Origin of the sequence: Okeania sp. SIO2C9, assembly GCF_010672455.1 — a bacterium.
GTDB lineage: Bacteria > Cyanobacteriota > Cyanobacteriia > Cyanobacteriales > Microcoleaceae > Okeania.
Window position 1 is genome coordinate 17,269 of the sequence record NZ_JAAHGO010000018.1, and the last position, 17,704, is coordinate 34,972.

Annotated in this window: 10 protein-coding genes; 2 read left to right on the forward strand and 8 right to left on the reverse strand. The window is 35.1% G+C overall.

All coding sequences use genetic code 11. The annotated features are described in order from the left end of the window. Positions 1 to 121: 121 nt before the first annotated feature. On the forward strand, positions 122 to 2,164 hold the full coding sequence (locus F6K23_RS16370; protein WP_293157441.1) for a DNA polymerase III subunit gamma/tau: 2,043 nt from the start codon (positions 122 to 124) through the stop codon (positions 2,162 to 2,164). Positions 2,165 to 3,385: 1,221 nt separating this feature from the next. On the opposite strand, the gene F6K23_RS16375 is transcribed toward F6K23_RS16370, so the two are convergent. Further along, on the reverse strand, positions 3,386 to 5,176 hold the full coding sequence (locus F6K23_RS16375; protein WP_293157444.1) for a WD40 repeat domain-containing protein: 1,791 nt from the start codon (positions 5,174 to 5,176) through the stop codon (positions 3,386 to 3,388). A gap of 716 nt (positions 5,177 to 5,892) precedes the next feature. Further along, positions 5,893 to 6,210 (reverse strand): hypothetical protein, encoded by a 318-nt coding sequence (locus F6K23_RS16380; RefSeq protein WP_293157447.1) that lies wholly within the window; start codon positions 6,208 to 6,210, stop codon positions 5,893 to 5,895. A 439-nt stretch (positions 6,211 to 6,649) separates the two neighbouring features. Between F6K23_RS16380 and F6K23_RS16385 the strand changes: the two genes are divergently transcribed. After that, a complete protein-coding gene (locus tag F6K23_RS16385) occupies positions 6,650 to 6,817 on the forward strand; it encodes a hypothetical protein (protein WP_293157449.1) in 168 nt (55 codons plus the stop codon). A 354-nt stretch (positions 6,818 to 7,171) separates the two neighbouring features. Here the strand turns inward: F6K23_RS16385 and F6K23_RS16390 are convergent, their stop codons facing one another. From F6K23_RS16390 to F6K23_RS16415, 6 genes are all read right to left on the reverse strand, one after another. Then, entirely contained in the window at positions 7,172 to 8,857 is a 1,686-nt protein-coding gene (locus F6K23_RS16390) for an alpha/beta hydrolase (protein ID WP_293157452.1), read from the reverse strand. After that, positions 8,858 to 9,010: a hypothetical protein gene (locus tag F6K23_RS16395; protein WP_293157455.1), complete on the reverse strand. Its 153-nt coding sequence runs from the start codon at positions 9,008 to 9,010 to the stop codon at positions 8,858 to 8,860. Between the two features lie 53 nt (positions 9,011 to 9,063). After that, positions 9,064 to 10,452, reverse strand: a complete 1,389-nt coding sequence (locus F6K23_RS16400; protein WP_293157458.1) for an RNA-guided endonuclease TnpB family protein — start codon at positions 10,450 to 10,452, stop codon at positions 9,064 to 9,066. Positions 10,453 to 11,331: 879 nt separating this feature from the next. Continuing rightward, entirely contained in the window at positions 11,332 to 13,803 is a 2,472-nt protein-coding gene (locus F6K23_RS16405; protein ID WP_293157461.1) for an alpha/beta hydrolase, read from the reverse strand. Between the two features lie 1,543 nt (positions 13,804 to 15,346). Further along, complete coding sequence (locus tag F6K23_RS16410) at positions 15,347 to 16,069, reverse strand: DUF4336 domain-containing protein (protein WP_293157464.1); 723 nt, start codon at positions 16,067 to 16,069, stop codon at positions 15,347 to 15,349. An 829-nt stretch (positions 16,070 to 16,898) separates the two neighbouring features. Then, the gene (locus F6K23_RS16415) at positions 16,899 to 17,624 is read right to left on the reverse strand and encodes a ComF family protein (protein ID WP_293157467.1); all 726 of its coding nucleotides are present in this window, start codon (positions 17,622 to 17,624) and stop codon (positions 16,899 to 16,901) included. Positions 17,625 to 17,704 lie beyond the last annotated feature (80 nt).

The following is a 17,704-nucleotide window of genomic DNA, read 5'->3' on the forward strand; positions in this document are numbered from 1 at the left end:
AGACAATATAACTAAAATATAATCAACTTCTTAAATAGAAATACTTAGAAAAGCAATAAATTAGTATTGATTATTACTTTCATCAAACTAGAATATACGAAATCATTCTTATTTCTGAATTGTGGCCTACAAACCTCTCCATCACAAATATCGTCCTCAGACTTTTGCTGACTTAGTGGGTCAAGAAGCGATCGCCCAAACCCTGACCAATGCTATACATATGGAACGAATAGCTCCAGCATATCTATTCACCGGACCCAGAGGTACAGGAAAAACTTCCAGCGCCAGAATTTTTGCAAAATCTCTCAATTGTCTTTCCCACAATCGCCCTACCCCCACTCCCTGTGGTACTTGTGATGTTTGTATAGGTATTACAAAAGGGTCAACTCTGGACGTAATAGAAATTGATGCAGCTAGCAATACTGGTGTGGACAACATTCGGGAATTGATTGAAAGATCCCAGTTTGCACCCGTTCAATGTCGTTATAAGGTATATGTGGTCGATGAAGTCCATATGTTATCTGTGTCAGCTTTTAATGCTCTACTCAAAACTTTAGAAGAGCCACCAAACCGAGTGGTCTTTATTCTGGCAACTACAGACCCTCAGAGAGTTTTACCGACTATTATCTCCCGTTGTCAAAGGTTTGACTTTCGCAGAATTCCTCTAGAAGCGATGGTCGGACACTTGCAAAAAATTGCTACGGAAGAAAAAATTGAAATTACCACTGAAGCTGTCCAAATGATAGCTCAAATTGCTCAAGGTGGACTGCGAGATGCAGAAAGTTTGTTAGACCAGTTGAGTTTATTGGCAGGTGAGATTACAGTTGAACGAGTATGGGACTTGGTAGGGGCAGTGCCTGAACGAGATTTAATGGCACTTTTGGAAGCGATCGCCTCTGATAATTCTACGGATGTTTTGGAATGTACTCGTCAAATAATGGACAGGGGTCGGGAGCCTATTATTGTATTACAAAATTTAGCAGGATTTTACCGAGATTTATTAATAGCAAAAACAGCACCGACAAATGCAAATTTGGTGGCTTTGACAAAACCTACTTGGGAACAACTTTGTCAAGTTTCTCAAACATGGGATATTAGTACTATTTTAGCCGGTCAAAAGCATTTACAAACTTCTGAAGTACAAATTAAAAATACTACTCAACCTCGTTTATGGTTGGAGGTCACTTTGTTGGGATTATTGCCTGCTGCATTGGCAAGTTCGATGACAATAGTTGAACAGTTACCTCAACAACAAACAACTAGACAAAAAAGTCAAAATATTTCGGTTCAAAGTACACCAAAAACTTTACCTCAAGCAAAATCACAAGCACCTATTTCTAGACCTCCAGAAGGAAAAATGTCGGAGGGAAAAAAAATTTCTACTGCATCAAAAAGTGAGGAAAATTTAGTTAGTTCGGAAGCTGTTAATGTTAATCCTGAAAAAGTTGATTTACAAGAAATTTGGCAAAGGGTACTTGCTGAAGTTAAATTAAGTACCCAACATTTACTACTTCAACCCCAGCCCCAAGTTATATTATTAGGGTTTAACAATCAAGTAGCACGTATTGGTGTTAGTTCTGATCAATGGCAGAAAATGGTAATGTCTAAAGTTGCTAATATTGAAGCTGGGTTTGAGAAGGTTTTTAAGACCGCGGTAAAAGTTAAAGTAGAAGTAACAAATACCAAGGTAAAAAATCAAAGTGTTAATGAAAATCTTGATCCCAATAATAGTAAAAGAGAAAGAAACATAACTAACCATGAAAAACATCAAGAAACCTCTAATTCTGATGATGAAGTCATAGAAGATGAACCAGAAGCCATTCAAAATTCTAAGACAATAAAATCGGACAGAGAAAACAGAACTATGCCAGATATTTCTTTGTTTCAACCACAGTTGGATAATGTCGCGAGACAGGAAAAATATCCTGAAAAAGAAAGAAAAACTGTAGCAGTTGCCACTCGCCGAATAGCTGATTTTTTTCAGGGAGAAATAGTAGACATAGAGTTAATTAAATCAGCAGATAAAACTGATTTATCTGCTGCATCAGAGTCTTCTCAGTTATCGGTTAACTCTCAGATTTTTGAGTATGAAGATAGTAATATTGGCATAGATGAGCCAGAAAAAAATGAACACCTTGAATTTGATGATGATATTATATTTTGACTAGCTGGTAGCTTATACCGTCTAGAAAAAATATTCGGTAGTGCAGAGCGCAAAGTGTGGGAAAAGCAATTAAGTCTTTACCACTGAGGGGCAATTTTTATCAAAATAACATGGGTCGCGCAACCCCGCCTTTTAAGGCGATCAGGTTTTTGGAGCAGGCCTTAAATCCCCTACTTCCCCTCCACGGTCGGGGGAGGGGTTAGGGGTGGGTTAACTTCTGTACCTCGCCAATCCGACGGCTCCCCTATCTGACTTCTGACTAGTGTCTAACCCTAGAACCCTTGAAACAAAGGTGGGAAGAAGGGAGTATGCGTACCTAATGCCGCTACGCGGAAGTTAAAAGTCAAAATTCATGCATCGAGTGCTAATTGGCGAGGTGTCCTACGGGGCGCCTACTGTGCGGAAGTAATTCCGCACACAGCCCCTCCAGAATGTAAGACGCACATCTGACAGTCAATCATTTTTGATTTGTAATTGTTTTGGGATTTTGTAACTGGTCAGTTATTTCCGCCATCCTGCACTAACCAGCGAAATCCTTGTGCTCAAGAGCGGTATGAGCTGGAAACTCTCATGTACGGTTTTGGAGTAGAGGTGAGGGATAGTGATATCCCCATCGACTACATCACAAGGAAGAAGGAAGAAAAAAACTTAAATTTCCGGCGTTGCACAGTGACAAATGATTTTAGATTTTTGATGGAATTGGATTTTGGATTAGTCAATTGCTAGAATGATTAATATTAGGTTTTTTTTAGCCAAAGTCTAAACTAATTTTTGGCAATATCATTCCATAATGTGCAACCCCAAATTTCCTGTAGATCTTCACTCTTGGGTTTACACAAACGATTGCCTTCGGACATGATATTACTGATAATTTAGGTTTAAAGTCAGAATTTATTTTAGTTTAGATTAAAATTGGGCATTGCATCATCATATCAAATCCGTTTAATTCGGTATACAAAAATGTTCAATCTTCAACCATTACCAAATATTTCTCGAACTCCCCATCTCCCACACTCCCACACTCCCACACTCCCCATCTAATTACACCGATGCTACCGGATTTGATATCATAGGATGATTTTGATATGTGTCAAAAAATTTGTTTTGATCTATCAACATTTTCAGATACGTGCAAATGTGATGATCATCCCGCAATTATGCAACGTCTCTTCTCTCCTCTCTCCTAGATAACCAAACGCCTTCTTCCTTCTGCTATATCTTCTAAATTTGCCATAATCTCACTGTTCCATCCTCACTCCCAGTCGCAATCATTTTACTGTCTGGACTAAAAGCAATATCATTCACAGCACCTGTATGTCCAGCCAATACCTGAATTTCTGTAGCTGATTTTGTATCCCATAACTTGACAATACCATCCCTATCTCCAGCAGCTAAAAACCTACTATCAGGACTAATTGCAACACTCTCTACTGAGTTGTTATATCCTTCTAAAACTGTAACCTCATCCTGAGATACCATATTCCATAAATGCACTTGCTCACAATTGCTAAAGCTCAGAAACTGACCATTGTTACCGATCGCAACATTATTTATGCAACTAAAGCAACCCTCTAAAATCTTGATTTCTGTCTCAGAAGCAATATCCCATAACCTCACAGTACCATCGTCGCTACCAGAGGCAAGAAACTTACCGTCAGAACTAAAAACAACACTTTGAATATAGCCTTTATGTCCCCAAAAATTTTTGACTACTTGCTTTGATGCAATTTCCCATAAACTTACATGATGTTCTGAATTGATAAACGCTACTAATTTTAGGTCTGGACTGATAGCAATAATTTTCGGGCAACTATTTCGCGGTATCTGAATATAGGTTTCTGATTGATTTCCCCACAAGCAAATCTGATTAAAGTTACCATCAGAAATCAGACTACTGCCAAACACAAAACAATAATCATCTGAATTAGATGCAACTGTTTGCACCCACTCCATATCTGAGACTATTGTTTCAATCTTTTCTCCAGAAAGGATATTCCATAATTGGACTTGATTACGACTGACAATAGCTAGAAATTTTCCATCAGAACTAAAAGCCACTTTTTTGATGAAAAAATTTGTTTGAGTTTCCAGCACTGTCATCGTTTTTCCCGATGGAATTTCTAAAATATTTACTCGGTCGTAACTGCTAGCAGCCAAAAATTCACTATTAGGACTAAAGGCTATACTACCAATGTAATTAGGGTGACCGGGTAATGTCACTATGTTTCTTTGCGATGCCAACTCCCAGATTTGATTATCCGCAGCTAGGAGGCGACTGTCAGAACTAATAGCAGCATTGTTATGCCATGAGTCGAGAAATTTTGACTCGGTTCCTGCTACCATATCCCATATATGTAAACCATTACTCCCGCAAACAATTAATCTGCCGTCTGGACTAGAAAATACAGAATTAGACGGAAAGTCTGTTTCTCCTGTCATCATTTTTACTTGAGTTGCAGATGCTATTTCCCAGACTATAACATCACCTATATCTATATATGTAGCTGCTAGAAATTTACCATCGGAGGCGATCGCCACACTCACTACTTCTAATTCTTCTTCAGGATAAGATAATTCCATCGTTGGAGTTTCTGTTATCGATGCTAAATTCCAAAATCTGACAGTACCTTTATTATCTCCACAGGCAAGAAATTGACCTTGAGAACTAATGGCAATACAAGTTATTGTTATATCATCATCAGTTTGTATTTGTAGTTGTCGCCAAAGTTGCCTTTGCCGTAAATCCCAAATATAAATTTTTTGACCCCAACCTAATGCTAGTGTTGTACCATCGTCACTAATTGTGCCACATTTTGCCGGGCAGTCGATATCCCACAGCCGTTGCCAATTATTGATTTCGTATAAGCTCGTACCACCACTGGCACAGATTATTAATAAATCGTTATTCAGGAATTTGATTTTGTAGATATGTCCCAAGGCTATTCGTTGAGTAATTCCTGCTTTTTTTAAGCTAGGTAAAACTACTTGCAATTGATTGGAGTGAGTGTACATTTTCAGCAGCTAAATATAGGGGGATATAACAGAAATATTATCTCAATTTTCAATTTAGCAAATTTTGGGCCACTCAAGAGTTTTATAGGGCAAGGCAACAGGCAATAGTGGGAAAAGTATTTCTCTGTCTTACCGAAAAATTGTGGTATAAAGCCTCCCCTTTTAAGGAGATAAAAAGCGGTCGAGGGATGGCGCCATTCGGAGCGGCTCTGATAAGAGCGGGTCTCCTCGCCATATCCAATCGACCAAGAGAAGAAAAAATTTCCTTTGAGTCAATCCTATCCGTTTTATAAGGAGAGGTAATTCTAAATTCTTAATTCTAAATTCTTAATTCTTGAAGGTTCATCATTAATCTATAATTTATGTCCTAACCAACTGGTTCCTTGCTATATACTCAAATTATTTGAATTTTCAAAAAAAAATTTATTGAGTTGGTAATAAGTATTTATTTATTAAAATAATTGGGTCGCGCAACCCCGCCTTTTAAGGTGATCGGGTTTTTGGAGCGAAGCTCAAATTCCCTACTTCCCCTCCTGGGAGGGGTTAGGGGTGGGTTAACTATAGAGCAATATTTTTGTTGATTCGGTCTTTCGGTCTTTCGGTAGTGCGAAAACTATAACGTCTTAAGTTTTTGGTTTGAGACAGACTCAGAATATAAGGCAATATTTTTGTTGATTCTAACTTTAGTCTTTCGGTAGTACGAAAACTATAACGTCTTAGTTTTTGGTTTGAGACAGACTCAGAATATAAGGCAATATTTTTGTTGATTCTAACTTTAGTCTTTCGGTAGTACGAAAACTATAACGTCTTAGTTTTTGGTTTGAAACAGACTCAGAATATAAGGCAATATTTTTGTTGATTCGGTCTTTCGGTCTTTCCTGGTCTGTAAAACTATAACGTCTTAGTTTTTGGTTTGAAACAGACTCAGAATATAGGGCAATATTTTTGTTGATTCGGTCTTTCGGTCTTTCCTGGTCTGTAAAACTATAACGTCTTAGTTTTTGGTTTGAAACAGACTCAGAATATAGCGTCAAATTTTTGTTGATTCTAACTTTAGTCTTTCGGTAGTACGAAAACTATAACGTCTTAGTTTTTGGTTTGAGACAGACTCAGAATATAGCGTCAAATTTTTGTTGATTCGGTCTTTCGGTCTTTCCTGGTCTGTAAAACTATAACGTCTTAGTTTTTGGTTTGAAACAGACTCAGAATATAGGGCAATATTTTTGTTGATTCTAACTTTGGTCTTTCCTGGTCTGTAAAACTATAACGTTTTAGTTTTTGGTTTGAAACAGACTCAGAATATAGCGATCGCCCGACTCTATAATTAATTAGCTTTTCATTATAACTACAACGTCATTTGCTCCGATAATTAATAACGCTCAACAAAAAACTTTAGCTGAAACAGCAGCAGAAATTCAGCAATTACTCAAACAATTAGAAAAATCAAATTCTACAGAAACTACAGCAGGTCAAATGGCAGTTGTTACCCAAGCCATTGAAATTGTCGAAAATAACCCTACATTAAAACAACGGGTAATAGGTGCGTTGAAGTCAGGAGGAACGGAAGCATTTAAAGAGGCTATTAACCATCCAGTTGCTAATGTTTTAGTCGCAGCTTTTCAGGGTTTCACGGAACCCTAATTAGGCAGTGGGGGAGTAGGGGAGCAGGGGAGTGGGGGAGATAAAGAAAGATTTGGCAATGGCACTTAGATAGAACATTTTTTTATACGGAATTAAACAGATTTGATATAAAAAGCTCATGCTTATGAGCATTTGAAAATTCTTCTTACTATCTCCTCTACAATTCCTATTTCTCCTGACTCCTGACTCCTATTCTTACAAAAAGACTTTTTCAGCAAACCCTAATTCTATTACCGAAAAATTGTGCTCTAAAGCCTCCCTTTTTAAAGGTATAAAAAAAGAGAGAGAATATTCCAGATTTCAAGCCTCCTTATTGCATAGGTACTGATAACTGATAACTGAAATGGCTTTTTCCTAATCTTTAGCTAAAGCGGGAATTAACTTTTCTGCTGTCGAAGCAGATAAAAAACCAAGGGTATAGGGTTCTTCACTAATAGCTACAGCATAAGAGGAGTTTAAATAATCTAAATAATCAGAATTATTCTCTAGATATGTCTGAAAAAATGCCAAACTAAAAGCATCAATATAAGATTTAATTACTGGGGAACTGGCACTAACTAACTGATTTAAGGAATCATCATCTACAGATTCTACGTTTTGAATTTCAGTAATATTAAAATCTAGATGTTTTGCTCCTTTTGTCAACATAAAATATTTTTCTTTTACTGGCAACCAAGTAAAGGGATAAACTTGTTCTATTACTACAGGGGTTAATTGGTCTTCACTACCAGCAACCCACAAAATTGGTATATTAATATGACTTAAACCAGACTTACCAAATATACTGCTATTTACTGGGTCCATAATTAATACTGAGTTAATTCTTTTATCTCGTAAATCATAATTTTTTTGAGGTAAGTCTAAAGCACGACATTGTAAAAATAGGGAAGGATTTAAAGATTTAATTTGGGGTAAACAATCTTGTTTTAGTTGTGCAAAATTAATTTTTGCTCCTGCTAAAGCTAATGTTGTATAAGCACCAAAAGATTGACCTGCCATGCCGACATTTTTTAGGTTGAGTTTTCCTTGATATTTAAGTTTATTGCGACGTTCAAGTTCATCTAATAAATAGGTAATATCTAGGGGTCTATTAATAAATTCTCTGAGTTGAAATATTTCTGTTTCTTTTCCTTCTAGAAAAGCTTGAAAATGATTAAAGTCACTGCCTGGATGTTGTATTTTTGCTACGGCAAAACCATGAGAGGCTAAATGTATGGCTAAATGTTGCCATTGACTAAGTTTTGCTGCTAAACCAGGGGAAAGAATAATTACTGGAATAGTTTGAGTTTGTATTTGGTTAGATGGTAAATAAAGATTAACTAGAAATTGGCGGTTACGACTTTTATCGTTGAGGGTTAGAGTTTCTTGATAGAAAGAAATATTCCCTGGTTGACGTAAGTCTGGCAATGTGAAAAAATCTATTTTTTCTTCTGTTGTAGCAGCGCTTAATGTGATTTGTTTAACTTCTGTTAGTAGTTTTTCTGTATCTTCTAGTAAGACAGAAAATTCTCGATTTACTGCCAGAATTTTCCGAATATTAAACTGTACTTCTCCTGGAAAGTTTTGCAAAAAATTTATAGGTGTAAAATCTTGAGATTCAGCAGTTTTAATTAAAGCCTCTCTCAGAGCGATCGCTCCATTATTTCTACTTTGAGTTTGAATCATTTCTCCTAAATATTGGAGTAATTTTTCTCCCATGGGGGAATACAAACCTTGAGCAAGTTGCATGGGGTTAATTTTCAGATTAAATTGGAGTACATTTCTCAATTTTTGCTGATTTTCAGCATCAAGCAATAGGAAATATAACTTTAAATCATCTTCAACTTTACCTGTTTCAGCATAAGTTTCTAAAGCAGTTAGAGATACAGAAATTTTCAGAAAACCGTAATTAAAATGAATCTGTTCTGCTGCTTTAGCTGAGAAATTTACTAGCACAAGTGATGTAGTTACTAAAACGAGGGATAGTAACCATAAGAACATCCTTTTTTTAGTTTTTCTTGGACGCTTGATGGAAAAATTAGGCTGAATTTTACTACTCATTTACTTTTTCTGATTCACGGAATAATCTAGATTTTCTAACTGATAAGGAAACAAATTTTTGAACCATTTTTCATCAATGGATTGAGATTTATTGCCATCAAGAAAAGAGTTAAGTTTATTTTGCCATTCCGGGTCATTATTCGGAATAATCATCCCTTGACATCCTCCCGACGCTGACCTACGGTACAGCGCGGGATTCCCATCTATCAATCAAACAACCGAAGTTGAATTGGTGACTCAGAGCGGGTTGACACATCACTGCCATTTGCGTCCTTTTTAGGGGACGACTTACGATGGCTCCGTGTCCGATAAATAATCGACCGGTGCCCCTCGGGGACTTCATTGAAAAGTGATAATTGTACAGGAGTTTCTATTACTTTAGCTTCAGTAGTTTCAACCTTGGTTTTTGGCTGAATAACTTCTAAAATATTGATAGCAGCGTTTATGTCACGATAACCTCCGGTTAAGCGTAAGCTATCGTGCAAAGTACCATAATTTAAGCAAGTCCACTCCCTAACATTTAGCTCTTTTTTGCCACCTTTAAAACCACAATTAGAGCATTTTTGAGAAGTTGCTTCCCATCTAGAAATAGTTCCAAATTCCCGGCCATATTTCTCACATTTAGCCTCAGTTAAAGTCCTAAATTCTCTCCATCCTAAATCACTAATTGCTTTAGCCAATTTGCGATTACGTTTGCGCAGCATTCCGTAGGAAACCATGCCAGAAACATTTAAGTCTTCTAGTACAATTGTGTCGTATTTTCTAACTAAATCAGTCGATAACTTGTGAAGGAAGTCTGTACGTTTGCGCAGCATTCCGTAGGAAATGTCTTTGACTTTTGCGTGTTTGTGCAGCATTCCGTAGGAAAGTTTTGCAACTCTAACCCTTGCCCTTTCACGACGTTTGCTACCTAGCTCAGTTTTGGCAAATTTACGTTGAAACCTACTTAATTTCTTGAGGTTTTTTTTGAGAGGTAATGATAGCTTAAATTTCTCGCCATTACTCAATGTGGCAAATGTGCTAATACCCAAATCAATCCCAATAGAATTACCAGATTTTGGCAAATTTTCTGCACAAGTTTCTACAACAAAACTAGCAATGCTAGGACGATTATATGAATCTTTAATGATGGTTACAGAACTAGGCTGTGATGGTAGTTTTCTTGACCAAAATATTTTAATCTTGCCTACTTTTGGTAGATAGATTTTGTCTTGACAAATCTTGTAATTAGCCCCTACAAATCTAGCAGTTTGCCTAGACTTTCTTGACTTAAATCTAGGAGGTTTTACTTGAATTCCTTTACGTTTTCCAGTACAACTATCAAAAAAGTTTTTATATGCCTGGTCTAAATCTTTCAAAGATTGTTGTAGTGGTGTAGAAGCTACATCTTTCAGCCAAAGCAATTCTTTTTTAGCTTGAGTTATGAATTGTTTAGTTAAATCTACATAGCTAGGTTTTTTTTGACCACCAGCATATAGTTGATTACAATATGCTAAACTTTGATTCCAGACATATCGACAACAACCAAAAAGTTGATTTAATTTGGTTATTTGAATATGATTAGGATAGATGCGATATTTGTATCTATATTTCAATTTTTTTGATCTATTACTAACACGTTCGTAGTTTTATATAGCATGGGTTTGCATTCCCATACGACGCTACCGACGAGGATAATGCGGGTATAAATGCCAATATTAGATAAAAATCACAGGTTAAAGGTTTTTCTGGAATTAACTTGTAATTAGGGCTTGCTGATTAAATATAGAAGCATTGACAGATAAAGGTAAGTGCCTTTTTAGGTCTTGAAAAAGTACAAGGTTTTCGGTGCAAAAAGCTCAAAAAGGAGCGGATTTTGGACTGACTATGGTAGAAAAATCAAGGGATAATTCTTCCTACTGCCTCCTCGCTCATTCCCCATTTCTCCTGTCTCCTGTCTCCTGTCTCCTACCCTCACACATAAGACTTTTTCAGCAAACCCTAATTATTAATATCTAAATTTTGCCTGACTACTTCCCCTACAGATAAAATTCCATCATTAGCAAAAGCCTGAATTTCTCTTTTAGTTAAAGATTTTACAGCTTGATTCACCTCCGTATTACCTTCAAAATAAAAGGCTTCAGTTTGAGGATATTTTGTTTGAATAAATTTTATCTTTTTTTTGCGGGTTTAATACCAAGCGTGAAAAAAGAATGTTACGAATAGTAAGGGGAATAAAAATACAAATGCAAGATATTTCCTTTGACAAAAAAATGATTTCCAACCTGAAAATGGTATTGAAGCCATTCATTCTGTCTCCTGTCTCCTGTCTCCTGACTCCTAAGAAATACCCTAACTATTTGTAGCAAACATTTATCAAATTGGTATAATACCCCACCGTCTACAGGGTGTTCAAAATTGTTTGGGAGACCAATCCTCATGCAATTTTCTCTCCTGACTCCTGACTCCTGACTCCTGACTCCTTCTTCAAGGTATTACTTTTTCTGATTCACACAATAATCGAGATTTTCTAACTGATAAGGAAACAAATTTTTGAACCATTTTTCATCAATAGGTTGAGATTTATCGCCATCAATAAAAGAGTTAAGTTTATTTTGCCATTCCGGGTCATTATTGGGAATTATCATCCCATAAAAATCACAGGTTAAAGGTTTTTCTGGAACTAGCTTGTAATTATTAATATCTAAATTTTGCCTGACTACTTCCCCTACAGATAAAATTCCATCATTAACAAAAGCCTGAATTTCTCCTTTAGCTAAAGATTTTACAGCTTGATTCACTCCTGTATTACCTTCAAAATAAAAGGCTTCAATTTCTGGATATTTTGTTTGAATAAATTTTTCTGTAGTAGTATTTATCAAGACACCTGTTTTAACTCCTGCTAAATTGCTATTAAGATTTATTTCTGTGTTCTTAGCAACTAGAAAATTCGTTCCTGTGACAAAAAAAGGATTAGAAAAAGCTACATTTTTCACATCATCTCTAATAGTATTTGGGCCGCATTCTAAATGTACATTACCATTCTGAACTAACTGAAAACGATTTTCTAAATTAGATGGAATTTTTATTACTTTAACTCCAGTGGAAATTTTCAATTCTTGAGCAATTTTTTGAGCAAAAGCATCTATTATATCTTCACAATAACCAGCCCATTCTCCGGTATTATTTACATAACCAAAAGGAGTAGCATCTCTTCTCATTGCTACTTTCATTACTCCCGTTCTTTGAATTTCTTCTAAGATACTTTCTTGTCTTTTAGGAACTTGAGCAGTAACAGTTGGAGGTATGATTGGTTTTGGCGGAGAACTACCATAAGCAGTTTCTAATTGTTGTGCTGTTAAAGATTGAATTAAACTCAAACTTAGGGAGTCTTTATTCATTACTTTTGCATAAGAAGCAGTTAAATATGGTTCATATTCTGATTGATTATCTAGATATTTTTTAAAGAAAGCTACGCTCAAATTTTTGAGATAATACTGTCCTACATCTGGTGTCGGTCCCTGTAATATTTCAGGCAAACCAGGTATTAAAGTGCTGGTAGAAAAATGAGTTCCCGGAACCAAAAAAGCTAAATATTTATCTGAGTTATCCATCCAAATAAAAGGATGAACATCTTCTTCTATTCCTGGGGTGAGAAGATCGTGACTACCTCCCATCATTAGAGTAGGAACAGAAATATTTCTCATTTCTTCAGGTCCGAAAACTACGCTTGTCAGAGGAAAGTAAGCAAAAACTGCTTTGATACGAGGGTCTCTTAACTGATAGTTTGAAGGAGGTAAATAATTGGCACGACATTGTAATAATACTGATATATTTAAGCTCAAATTTTCCGGGTCACATTCTTGATTTAATCTGGGCAAATTAATATTTGCGCCCCCTAAAGATAAGACTGTCGTTGCACCAAAAGAATTTCCCAATGCACCTACTTTATTTAGGTCAAGTTTTGATTTCCAATTAGGGTCAGTTTCACCTAACTTTTCCAGTTCATCTAATAAATAAGTGAGGTCTAATGGTCGGCTAATATATTCAATAGGACTGATATCTATATCAACTTCTCCTTTTAAAAAAGATTGGCGATATGCTAAGTCACTGCCTAAATGTTCTACACCAGCTAATGCAATGCCATAAGATGCTAAATGTTCTGCTAAAAGAATACTTTTTTTCTCAGCTCCAAAACCATGACTATAGACTACTAATGGTACTGGTTGAGAAATTCCTTCTGGTAAATAAATATCAGCTTCAAGATTATAAGAACCTGCTAAACCTGTGTAAGTTTGGCGTAAACCACTTATTTCAAAACTAATAGATTTTTTAATGACTTTATAGGGACCTGGTTTACTCAAATCTGCAAGTTGAGAATAATCAATTTTTGAGTCTCTAGCAATTTGTTTTTCTGTCTGTTCGATAATTGCTGTAACTGAAGTATCTCGATACTCATTAAAAGTAGTTAACTCATTAGAAAATTCAGATAAAAAATTTGTACTTATTCGGATTGTTTCTGCGGGAAATTTTTTAATAACATTGATAATAGTGAATCCTTCCTCTGGGTCTGATGCAGCTTCTATTAAAGCTGTTCTTATCCCGTCATAACCATTAATATCGGGTTCAATTTGTACTAAACGACCAAAATATTTGAGGAAATCTTGCTCCATTGCCATATTTGTAATACGAGAAATTAATTCAGGGGGAATGTCAAAACGTTTTTGCAATACTTTCTGCAAATTTGCCAAATCTTCTTCTTTCATCAAAGCAGCATAAAAGGCAAAATAATTACTAATTATTCCTTCTTTAGCAAAGACTTCTAGAGAATCTACAGACATATATAAGTCTATAAAATTAGGAATTTTCAATACTATTCTTTCAGCAGTATCAACTGGTTTTGGCTTGAATATATCTTGCAAAAAATCAAAGCTAATTATCCCTGCTATTACTATAGTTGTTGTCAAAAATTTTGTTAATTTCCTAGGCTTTTTACTCATATTTTTGGCGTTGGTAAAGCGCGTGTATGATATTAATCTTAATTATCTAGAATTCAGGAGTCAAGAGTCAGGAGTCAGGAGGAAAGAAAGAAGAAGAAAGAGTAGTAGAAGGAAAAAGTTTTTTGATGATTATTAGCTAGTTAGCATTAATTATTATTATGTTTACTTCTCCTCCTGGGAGGCGTTAGGGGTGAGTCCCCTGCAATGCGAAAATGTAGAAAAATTTTTGACAAATGGTATTAGTTAGGGGAGCCGTCGGATTGGCGACGTACAGGAGGACCAAGTCATAATTAATGACTTTAGTACCAGTTTTTAGTCACACCTTCTTCCTACTTAAATAATTATTAATTTTTCCATGAGAAACCTATGATATTAGTCTCGATAACAGAAAATAAAATTGGAAAATTTTGACAGCCTGTTCTTCTATATATAAAAAGTGACTTAAATCACTTTAAATATTAATTATCATCACATTTAATTACCTAATAGGTTACAGACTTTTTATGATTTTTTTGAAACTATAATAATATAGCACTACATTTTTTTGAGTTTGACAATAAATTTTAGTTGTCCGGGAGCAGGAAGTATAGAAATATCCGCGCTCTATTTCCGTAGTGCTATATATCAAAAAATCAGGAGTACATTATGAAGCCTAAAAATAGTTATAAATCACTTAAATCTAACCCTTTTAAAGTATATCGTGACCCGACAACAGGAAAATGGACTGTTGTTAAATCTTGTAAAAAATTAATTAAGAAAAAAGCAGCTTGATGAAAATCATATCTAATCTATTGTGCGCTCTTAATTTTTTTTCTTGATTGACAAATAAATCAAAAAAGTAAGTAACTAAAAACTACTTTTTTGATTTAGATAATTGTTTTTAGATAAATTGCTATAAGATTGTGTCTTTTTGTAAATCTTGACTATAAGCAATCCTATTTAAATTGTAATATTTTGATGGCAGTTAGGAGTCAGGTAGGGGAATCTTCGGATTGGCAACCTACAGAATTTTAAAAGTTTTCAGTTCAAATTAACTATTATAAAAATTTTCACAACCAATTTAGGATTGCCATATTTAGATAAATACTATTTAGATAAATATTTACTATAGAACCCATTTGATATCTATATAATTATGGTATTCAAGTCTTTTCGCGCATCAATTTTGAGGAAAAATCAGCTATAAGGAGTGTTGAATTTTTTGTATTATTTCTCCCCACATCTTCCCTTTTCCTTCTTACCGAATAATTAATAATTAATAATTAAATAATTCACGCCTTGAAGCCTCCCCTTTTAAAGGGAAAAAAAGTGCTAGGATATTTCCTTATATTCAATCAAGAACAATTAAAACCCGAGGTAATTATCAATTATCAATTAATGAACTCCTGTCTCCTGTCTCCTGACTCAAGGCTAAAAAAACGCGCATATTTATGAAGATACGATCAGGGGTTCTATAGCAGACAACAACTGTGCGACTTCCCTAAAGGGTTCGTTAGTTACTTATTTATTGTCAAAAAATTTTCTCTAAAAAGCACTCATATCCTTTCTTAAATTTCTGCTTTGCATCATCCTCTACAATAGTACCATGAGCCATAATAACCCTTCTAAAATCCCATTGCAAAATCTTCTGAACTGATTGTCTAACTTTCTCTTTTTCTTTAGTACCCAACTGTTCTAAAAATGATGGTCTAAGTTGTTTGTATACTCCCAGAATTTTAGATACTAACTTTGTTGTAAATGGAAAGCTTTCATCGAAGTTAAATACAATATCTGTCACAATCAATGTTTGACTTTCACCGTGAAAAAAAACATACTCATGTAAAGGCGATACTCCATTCAGAAGAAAAGTATTCAGTCCTTCAAATAAGAAATATTCGAGCTTACTACCAAAATATTTTTCATCATCATCTAATATTTTATCGATAGAAATATCCGGTCTTTTTTTCTTCAAACCTGAAACAGCATAAATTTGTGCTTGAGGATAAATATTTTTAAAGTCAGATAAAAAAAGATGGTGAAAAAGATTTGGAGCAATAATATGTTTGACATTTCCAATTTCTCTAAATTGCTCAATAATTTTATTGTCAACTTTAATTGGAGAAATGACAGCTAGTTCATCATTTTTTAAACTAATTACGGTCATTCTTATACCAACATCTAATCCCAAAAATCTGAAAGGTTGCTCTGCAACCCAAATATTACAATCTATTTTTCTGAGCATAGCTAATACCAATTTTATAAATGTTTGCTACAAATAATTTTATAGGTGGTAGGTGTTAGGTTTTAGGTAGATTATTAGTTATTTACTAGCCAGTTTATTTGTAACATTATTTTTTCAATTTGGTATAATTACTAAAAAGGGAATAGGGAATAGGGAATAGGGAACAGGAAATATAAGGGCGTTACACAGTGATGAATGATTTGAGATTTTTGATGAACAGAATTTTCGATTAATCAATTGCTAGAATGATTGATATTCTGTTTTTTTAGTCAAAGTCTAAACTAATTTTTGGCAATATCATTCCATAATGTGCAACCCCAATATAAGAATAGTTTTACCGAAAAATTGTGGTATAAATCCTCCCCTTTTAAGGGAATAAAAAGAAAAAATTTCCTTTGAGTCAATCCTATCCGTTTTAAAAGATAAGTAATTCTAAATTCGCGCATTCTAAATTCTAAATTCTTGAAAACTGTACCCCACCCTTCCTCAAAAGTGCTGTAAGTAGAAAATATCACTTTTGACTTTTGACTTTTTAATTTTGACTTTTGACTTTTTAATTTTGACTTTTGAGTTTTGACTTTTGACTTTTTAATTTTGACTTTTGAGTTTAGTGAAACGCTAACCCAAATATTCCGGTCTATTTTTCTAAGCATAGCTAATTACGAAAATTTATTTGAGAGGATTTATTCGCGTCAATATAGCAATTACCATATTGGTGAGGTACAAAATTCGTTTGTTTTAGGGAACAGGGAACAGGGAAGAAAAAGACAAAAGAAATGAGGATGTATTTCGATTTCTTTCCTACTCCCCCACTCCCCTACTCCCCCACTCCCCCACTCCCCTACTCCCCTACTCCCCTACGAGGACTTGGTTTCTTTGTAGTAGCGATCGCTAAAACTCCCGCAACTTTAATACCTGCTTTCTGCAAAACCTTAATTGCAGAATTAACCGTTGCACCTGTTGTATAAATATCATCTACTAACAAAACTAAACTACGGGGACTACCCCTGCGGAAATCTTTCCCTACAGTAAAAGCATCCTTAACGGTTTCCAACCTCTCTCCACTGGACAAACCAAATAATGCTTGGGTCTGCTTCACTCTTTCCAGACCATTTCGTCGTAATTGCAAACCAGTCAATTCACAAAAGCTTTTTGCCAATAATTCCGCTTGATTAAAACCTCGCTCTTTCAGCTTTTTTTTGTGCATGGGAATGGGTACAACGACAATTTTGTCAAGAGTATTTGTCCCTACTTGCCTTTTGGAAACTGGGGAATTTAACCACCCATCCCCTAACCAATATCCCAAAGGTCTTGCTATTTGTGGGTTATCCTGATATTTCATTGCAGCGATCGCTCGTTTGAGACTATCTTTATACTCACCCCAGATAAATACTGGAATTTTTCCAGGAAATGTTTGTCCTCCATGAGGAAATTGACATTGCCAAACTTGTCTTTCGCAATATTTACAAAACTCTCTGTCTGCTGGTCTCTGACAAAGAGGACAGTTAGACTTAAGAAATATATTCAGAAATGGTTTAAGTATTTTTCTCCAGAAAAATTTAATCATGGTAAAGAACCTTTAAAAAATCTAAAATATTGAATAGTTTCTGATGTTTATCTGTTAACAATTTATTATTATTTTGAGAC

Bases quoted from the DNA above. Each gene is read 5' to 3' on its own strand.
- F6K23_RS16395 (WP_293157455.1), bottom strand. From the start codon at position 9,010: ATGATTATTCCGAATAATGACCCGGAATGGCAAAATAAACTTAACTCT.
- F6K23_RS16390 (WP_293157452.1), bottom strand. From the start codon at position 8,857: ATGAGTAGTAAAATTCAGCCTAATTTTTCCATCAAGCGTCCAAGAAAA.
- F6K23_RS16415 (WP_293157467.1), bottom strand. From the start codon at position 17,624: ATGATTAAATTTTTCTGGAGAAAAATACTTAAACCATTTCTGAATATA.
- F6K23_RS16375 (WP_293157444.1), bottom strand. From the start codon at position 5,176: ATGTACACTCACTCCAATCAATTGCAAGTAGTTTTACCTAGCTTAAAA.
- F6K23_RS16385 (WP_293157449.1), top strand. From the start codon at position 6,650: ATGGCAGTTGTTACCCAAGCCATTGAAATTGTCGAAAATAACCCTACA.